This is a genomic window from Faecalimonas umbilicata, from assembly GCF_004346095.1.
Taxonomy (GTDB): domain Bacteria; phylum Bacillota; class Clostridia; order Lachnospirales; family Lachnospiraceae; genus Faecalimonas; species Faecalimonas umbilicata.
In genome coordinates this window covers 57,943-64,784 of sequence record NZ_SLZV01000021.1, presented here as the reverse complement: position 1 = coordinate 64,784, position 6,842 = coordinate 57,943, and the positions used below count along the sequence as shown (strand labels likewise).

6 protein-coding genes and 2 pseudogenes are annotated in these 6,842 nt (G+C 40.3%); 4 read left to right on the top strand and 4 right to left on the bottom strand.

The window, feature by feature from the left end; genetic code table 11:
• Positions 1-256, bottom strand: a pseudogene (locus EDD74_RS10395) (RNA-guided endonuclease TnpB family protein); the annotation flags it as partial.
• Positions 257-338: 82 nt separating this feature from the next.
• Here EDD74_RS10395 and tnpA point away from each other — a divergent pair.
• The 4 genes and pseudogenes from tnpA to EDD74_RS10375 all read left to right on the top strand — a co-directional run.
• Positions 339-623, top strand: a pseudogene (gene tnpA, locus EDD74_RS10390) (IS200/IS605 family transposase); the annotation flags it as partial.
• Between the two features lie 8 nt (positions 624-631).
• Positions 632-1,993 (top strand): sensor histidine kinase, encoded by a 1,362-nt coding sequence (locus EDD74_RS10385; protein WP_116441808.1) that lies wholly within the window; start codon positions 632-634, stop codon positions 1,991-1,993.
• A gap of 97 nt (positions 1,994-2,090) precedes the next feature.
• A complete protein-coding gene (locus tag EDD74_RS10380; RefSeq protein WP_116441809.1) occupies positions 2,091-2,699 on the top strand; it encodes a PepSY domain-containing protein in 609 nt (202 codons plus the stop codon).
• 39 nt (positions 2,700-2,738) lie between these two features.
• Positions 2,739-2,978, top strand: a complete 240-nt coding sequence (locus EDD74_RS10375) for a cysteine-rich small domain-containing protein (protein WP_008976314.1) — start codon at positions 2,739-2,741, stop codon at positions 2,976-2,978.
• A gap of 88 nt (positions 2,979-3,066) precedes the next feature.
• On the opposite strand, the gene EDD74_RS10370 is transcribed toward EDD74_RS10375, so the two are convergent.
• The 3 genes from EDD74_RS10370 to EDD74_RS10360 form a co-directional block, all read right to left on the bottom strand.
• Positions 3,067-3,729, bottom strand: coding sequence for a VanZ family protein (locus EDD74_RS10370; RefSeq protein WP_116441810.1), 663 nt, complete (start codon positions 3,727-3,729; stop codon positions 3,067-3,069).
• Between the two features lie 240 nt (positions 3,730-3,969).
• Entirely contained in the window at positions 3,970-5,130 is a 1,161-nt protein-coding gene (locus EDD74_RS10365) for a DUF4317 domain-containing protein (protein ID WP_009262809.1), read from the bottom strand.
• Between the two features lie 136 nt (positions 5,131-5,266).
• Positions 5,267-6,679 carry an amidophosphoribosyltransferase gene (locus tag EDD74_RS10360; protein WP_008976311.1) on the bottom strand — a complete coding sequence of 471 codons (1,413 nt, stop codon included), beginning with the start codon at positions 6,677-6,679 and terminating at the stop codon, positions 5,267-5,269.
• Positions 6,680-6,842: the final 163 nt, after the last annotated feature.

Below are 6,842 nucleotides of genomic sequence, written 5' to 3'. Positions count from 1 at the left end.
CGAGAATAGTTCTATATCTTGCAATGACTGTTTTCAAAACGGACTGAGCCATTTGCGATTTAAGACCAAATTTTTCTCTTAGAGTAGAATACAAAGCCTTATTAAGTGAAAACTGCTTTAAATCATGAGTTTGGAATACATAGTCTGAAACATAATTACAGGCATCACGATAAACAGACATAGTTTCATCAAGCAAAACTTTATCTGTATCCGTGGCGACTATTTGAACTTTTGCTGTTATAGTCATCTGTTCCATAGATGTACTCCCTTCATTGATATTTCACTAGATATAGTATATAATATTAGATAGTGAAAGTCAATAATTATCAGAGGTAACTATGGACAATAGATATCATCGTCATAACAGACGAAAATACAGCCTAAAAGTACATATAGTTCTTGTAACTAAATATCGTAAGCAACTACTAAAAGGTTCTATTGCTGACGATGTTAAGCAAAAGATTTTTGATATAGCCAATACTCGTGGCTACGAAATAATTGCTATGGAAACAGACAAAGACCACATGCATTTCTTAATAAGTTATGATACGACGGATAGGGTTTGCGACATTGTTAAGATTGTAAAACAAGAAACAACATATTACCTATGGCAAACGAAAGGATTTAATTTATGAAGCGATGGACATTAAAAGCAAGACTGACATTGTTCTACACAACATTCCTGCTTTTGCTTACCTGCACCACACTTGGAATTTTATTCTCTATGAGTGGCAGAAAAGTGCTGGCTTCTGTGAAAAATCAGCTGGAGAACTCTGTGCAAAAGAGTGTTGAGGAGATTGAAATAGAAGATGGCAGGCTGGAAGTAGACAATGATTTTTATTCTGTAGAAAAGGGGATTTATCTGTCTCTGTACGATGAAAGCGGGTATTTTCTATACGGAAAAGTTCCGTATGGAATCGAGAATGCCTATGGGCTTGAAGATGGAACTATGCGTGAGATCAAAGAGAATAAGCAGAAATGGTATTTGTATGATGTGTTGTATCGGCTGGAAAACGGGCAGAATGTTTATGTGAGGGGGATGGCGTCCATCAATGATGCAGAAGAAAGCTTTCAGATTACGATGCGGTTTGCAGTGATCTTGCTCCCGCTTTTCACATTGGCAGCAGCATTTTTGGGTTATCAGTTTACGAAAAGGGCATTGCTCCCGGTAAAAAAAATGACAGACACGGTCCGGCAGATCCAATCGGATGCAGATCTGTCCAAACGAGTAGGGCTGACAGAGGAGCAAAAAGAAAGTAAAGATGAAATCTACCATTTGGCACAGACCTTTGACGGGATGCTGGAACAGCTGGAAATGGTATTTCAAAGAGAAAAGCGGTTTACTTCCGATGTTTCTCATGAACTGCGCACTCCGGTGAGTGTAATGCTGGCACAGTGCGATGCATGTCTTTCCGAGGAAACATTGACGGACAGACAGAGAGAGCAGATCGAGCTGATTGCAAAAAAGGCGAGAGAGATGGCGGGGTTGATTTCCAGCCTGCTTTTGTTATCCCGGGCAGATGAAGGAAGGCAGAAGCTGAATAAAGAGAGGGTAAATCTCAGTGAACTGACACAGATCATTGCGGAAGAACAGCAGATGATCGCAGAGGAAAAAGAAATTACGGTCAGAACTGATATTACTCCGGATATTTATGCACAAGTGGATGAAAGTTTCTATATCCGGATGGTTGTCAATCTTGTATCCAATGCTGTTTTTTATGGAAGAGAAGGTGGGATTGTAAAAATTTCTTTGCAGGTAAAGGAAGAAAATGTAGTCGGAATCGTGGAAGATAATGGAATTGGGATTTCTGTGCATGACATGGAACATATCTGGGAACGCTTTTACCGTGCAGACACTTCGCGCACAGATGGAAGCCATTCTGGGCTTGGACTTTCTATGGTAAAATGGATTGCCGAAGCGCATGGTGGCAGAGTGTCTGTTGAGAGCAGAGAAGGGGAAGGAAGCAGATTTACATTTTATATTCCTTTTTAAGTATTTTCTAATGTTCTTTTAATGTTTCTACTGTATGATTCAGATACAAAGTAAGAAACAAGAAAGAAAAAACAAAGAAGAAAAGGAGAAAACAGATATGATGAAAAAATATATGGCAGCAGGAATCGTAGCAATCAGTGTATTAGGAGCAACCACGGGATGTGGGTTCACAGGTGGAAAGGACATTGGAAAAGATGCAGCACTGGAAGCGGCACTTCAAGATGCGGGTGTGACGAAGGAGGAAGCGACAAGACTAAAAACATCGAAGGATAGAGATGACGGAAGAATGATCTATGAAATTCAATTCGATGCAAATGGAACAGAATACGATTATGAAATCGCAGCGGAAGACGGGACAATCTTAACTGCTGATACAGAAAATGTCGCTTCCAATACGGCAGCACAAAATAAGGATACGCAGGGGAACGAATCTGCACAGGAAGCACAAAATGGACAGCAGAATAATACGCAAAATAATCAGTCACAAAGCGCAGGAGCAAATGTGGCGGTCAGCCAGGAACAGGCAATGCAGACGGCATTAGAAAGAGTTCCGGGGGCGACAGAGTCTGATGTTCGGATGGAACTTGACAATGATGATGGACAGTATAAATACGAAGGGGATATCATCTACGATCAGAGAGAATACGAATTTGAGATTGACGCGAACACAGGAATTATATTAGAGTGGAGTGAAGAGAGAAGATAACGAAAATAAATCAGGTAAACAGAAGAAAAAGGAGAAACTATGTCAGAATTTTATAAATTTTTTTCCCATAAGCAATGTGAGTATTTCCCATGTCATAAGACAGACGATCCGGACAATTTTAACTGTCTGTTTTGTTTCTGTCCGCTGTACTTAAAAGGAGCAGAGTGTGGTGGGAATTTCAGATACACAGAAAAAGGTGTGAAAGACTGTAGCCAGTGCATGTTTCCGCACGAACGGAAAAATTATACTAAGATGATGGAAAAACTGCGGCAGAAGTAAAGGAGAAAATCTCCGAAAAGTTCCAGCTAGAGATTGTTGGAGCATTTACATTTTTAAATAATGTAGCCTCCTTTCGCTATGGAGAGTTTCAAGCTAGAAAACTTAATACAAAACTGATAGTGATTATAATGGCAGGAAGATATGTTGTGCATTTTTCGGTAGGACTATTGCTGCAAAGAGATTTTATTATTGGTAGTTTTGTAGTCAGTTGAAGGAAAAAATAACCGATTATTGTTCCAAAGACATTTGCAAAAAGATCATTGATATCCGTAGCTCTGTGTAAGGTGAATAACTGTGCGATTTCAATGAAAAATGACAGTCCAAAACCGATCAAACATATATTTTTCTTATTCAAAAAAGTTTTGCTTATCAGTGGGCATAAAAATCCAAGAGGGATAAAAAGCAAAATATTTAATAAAAAACTGAAACTGAATCCATCGTTGAAAGGGATGAGATTTATATTGGGGTGAAAGATAGATTCGCCTAATTGAGCAAGTCTTGTGTATTCATGAAGTGAGGGAATGCCTACAATATTTACAAACATGAAGCATAAATAGTAGTACATGAGTACGGAAAAAACAAGAGTTCTCGTGCATTTTGACTTGTTTCTGTGAAACAACAGTAATATTGTTACCGTAACCAAAATGATACCAAGTAAAAAGACAGGTTTAATTAATAATAATTCTTTTAGGACATCGAATAAATTAGGTCCTATTTTTGCAGGGGATGGACTTGTTGTTACAAAATTCATTAGATCCGCTCTCTCTTTCCTTTATTTTAATGGGTATGAAAAATAGGATAATAGACAAATCTTAATAAAAGTATATATAAAATCTTAAAAGAGTTTGAAATTTTGTTTGATGAAAAAAATAGAAAATCTACTTTGAACAATGAAAGACCAGTCAGGTCAATCGGATTCTGGCTGGTCTTTTTCTGAAAAGCAGATAGATAAAATTAATCAGAATACTTTTCTTTGTAAAATGAGTATTTATTAAAACATTTCATTTTGATTTTTGGCAACTGCCTTAACGGAAATTCCATTGATCTCCACATGGTCATCGATACCAATCACGATGCAGCGGCGCCCATCAATGATTCTTGTTTCGACCAGGTCGGAACGTTCCGGGTTGACATTGATCACAACATCTGGGGTGCGTATCTCAAACTTTCTTGTATTGACAATGTTAGTTGCAAGGAAAGATGGCTGTTCGGACGAGGAAGATGAAGTTGCCTGTTCAAAGTTCCGGTCAAAGTCTTCCAAATGTTCTTCGGTCACACCACTGTGGGCAAAAAGTTTTTTTACTTCTGTTTTGTCAAGGGTAACCGGTTCCGGGGAATCTTTCTTTTCTTCAAGCATTTCATAGAGGTTCTCATGGATATTTTTGACCACTTCATAGTCACGTTCTTCTCCGAGTGTTTCTTCGATCAGTGTCTGGAAAGTTTCTTTCTGTCCTCCGGCAGATAATGGAAGAATGGCACCGAGTAGATTTTCTACAAGAGAAGCACGGAGTTCTTCGGCATTTTTGGCGTAATAAAGAATGCTGTGCAGGTCGGTGCTCCGGTCATTAAAGGCAGGAAACAGAAATCCCACATCCGGCATTTCTACGATCCAGTCGCGGACGCGTTCACCAAAGGTGTTATCTTCTGCATGGTAACTAAGCCCTGGTTTAGACAGTTTTACCGGACAGATGCTGCAGAGCAGATATTCATATACTTCATCGGAGGCATCGAACATTTCGCTCCCGTCACTGGATTTTCCCGGAATGTCATAGGCGGCGTGAATGACAAGGATCAGGTAGTTCTCGCCATAGTCGTAAGATTCGATGATCCGGTCGTAGAATGCATCCAGAAGCGCATCATCGGTCAGTTGGCTGGCACGAAGTTTCAGGAGAAAATCCTGAGTTCCTCCCGCATTTTCCGCAGAGAGAGGGAATTCCATGTTGAGCAGATTTTTTCCAATCGTGCCGGACAGTGTCTTGCGAAATAGTTCAAAATATTTGAAGATTTCTTCTTCAGGAAGAGAGAGAAATGCTTCTTTTAATTGTGTTTTTTTATTTTTTTCGCCGTCGACATAGCAGCCACAGATGCGGGTGATCGCGCAGTTGTCCGGCGTAAATTGCTTTTTGATTTCGGATACTTCTTTTTTATTCATAATCTAACCACCTTATCTATCTAAATTTTTGTGAACAAACTAAGAGCGTGCCAGAAGATCTGTGCACGCTCTTCATTATAACAAGTCCAAAAGAAAATAGAAAGAAAATTCTTTTGTTCTTTAAAATTTTCTGTGACTATTCTACTCCGTTAAAGCAGTAAGTACATACTTTACAAGGAGACAGCCCGATGGATGCAATCAGATCATCCAGTCTGTGATAGCGGAGTGTAGTAAAGTTTTGTTCTTTGCGGATCGCTTCCAGCATGTCGGCATAGCGCTGACTGTTTGGATCTGCATATTCGCTTAAATATTTCTGTGCATCATCGCCTTCTTTCTCTTGGATCACACGTCTTGTGATCAGATCCAGTTCGGATTTGGAGCGAGAGAAATTTAAATATTTACAGCCGAATAAGAGTGGCGGGCAGGCAGGACGTACATGGACTTCTTTTGCCCCACTATTGTAAAGAAATTCTGTTGTCTCACGAAGTTGAGTTCCGCGCACGATGGAGTCATCGATCAGAAGGAGACTCTTGTCTTCGATCAGAGACTGTACCGGGATCAGTTTCATGCGGGCAATCAGATTTCGCTGTTCTTGATTTTGCGGCATAAAAGAACGCGGCCAAGTCGGTGTATATTTGATAAACGGACGGGCAAATGGAATACCGGATTCATTGGCATAGCCGATGGCATGGGCAATTCCGGAATCTGGAACTCCTGCGACAACATCTGGTCTGACATCGTCAAGCGCATCACGTTTTGCAAGCATTCCACCGCATTTGTAACGCATTTCTTCTACATTGACGCCTTCGTAGGAAGAGGTCGGGTATCCATAGTAAACCCAAAGGAAAGAACAGATCTTCATATCTTCTTTTGGCTCACTGACAGTCTCGACACTATCCGGTGTGATGTAAACGATCTCAGCAGGTCCTAATTCTTTGTAGTCGCTGTAGCCGAGATTGATATATGCGAAACTTTCAAAGGAGACACAGTAGGCATCTTTCTTATGTCCTACGACAAGCGGAGTACGCCCGCGTCTGTCTCTTGCGGCATACAAACCGTCTTTTGTCATCAGAAGCAGTGTCATAGAGCCGTCTACGATTTCCTGTACATACTGGATTCCTTCTACAAGAGAATCTTTCTGACAGATCAGGGAAGCGATCAATTCAGTTGCGTTGATCTGTCCGCCGCTCATCTCCTGGAAATGTGTATGTCCATGGGCATACACTTTGTCTAAAAGTTCGTCCATATTATTAATTTTGCCGACCGTTGTGATCGCGAAGCTTCCGAGATGAGACTGGATTAGAAGCGGCTGCGGTTCGAAATCAGAGATACAGCCAATTCCTAAATTTCCCTGTAATTCTTCTACATCTCGTTCAAATTTTGTACGGAATGGTGAGTTCTCGATATTGTGAATGGCTCTGCTGAAACCGCTTGGACCAAAAGTAGCCATTCCTCCCCGTCGTGTTCCTAAATGTGAGTGGTAGTCAACACCGTAGAATAAATCAAGCGTACAGTTTGATTTTGCGGCAACACCAAAAAATCCTCCCATGTGTTCGTCTCCTTTTCTATGTGTAAATTTGAAATATGTTTCATTGACAGAATAAGTTTAGCACGATTCAGAAAGGAAAGCAAAGGGGGATGCTGGGAAATGGATAATTATTTTTAAAGAGAAATAATAAGCAGAGATTATAAATCAGTTGCAGATAGGGACG

Bases quoted from the DNA above. Each gene is read 5' to 3' on its own strand.
- EDD74_RS10375 (WP_008976314.1), top strand. From the start codon at position 2,739: ATGTCAGAATTTTATAAATTTTTTTCCCATAAGCAATGTGAGTATTTC.
- EDD74_RS10380 (WP_116441809.1), top strand. From the start codon at position 2,091: ATGATGAAAAAATATATGGCAGCAGGAATCGTAGCAATCAGTGTATTA.
- EDD74_RS10370 (WP_116441810.1), bottom strand. From the start codon at position 3,729: ATGAATTTTGTAACAACAAGTCCATCCCCTGCAAAAATAGGACCTAAT.
- EDD74_RS10385 (WP_116441808.1), top strand. From the start codon at position 632: ATGAAGCGATGGACATTAAAAGCAAGACTGACATTGTTCTACACAACA.
- EDD74_RS10360 (WP_008976311.1), bottom strand. From the start codon at position 6,679: ATGGGAGGATTTTTTGGTGTTGCCGCAAAATCAAACTGTACGCTTGAT.
- EDD74_RS10365 (WP_009262809.1), bottom strand. From the start codon at position 5,130: ATGAATAAAAAAGAAGTATCCGAAATCAAAAAGCAATTTACGCCGGAC.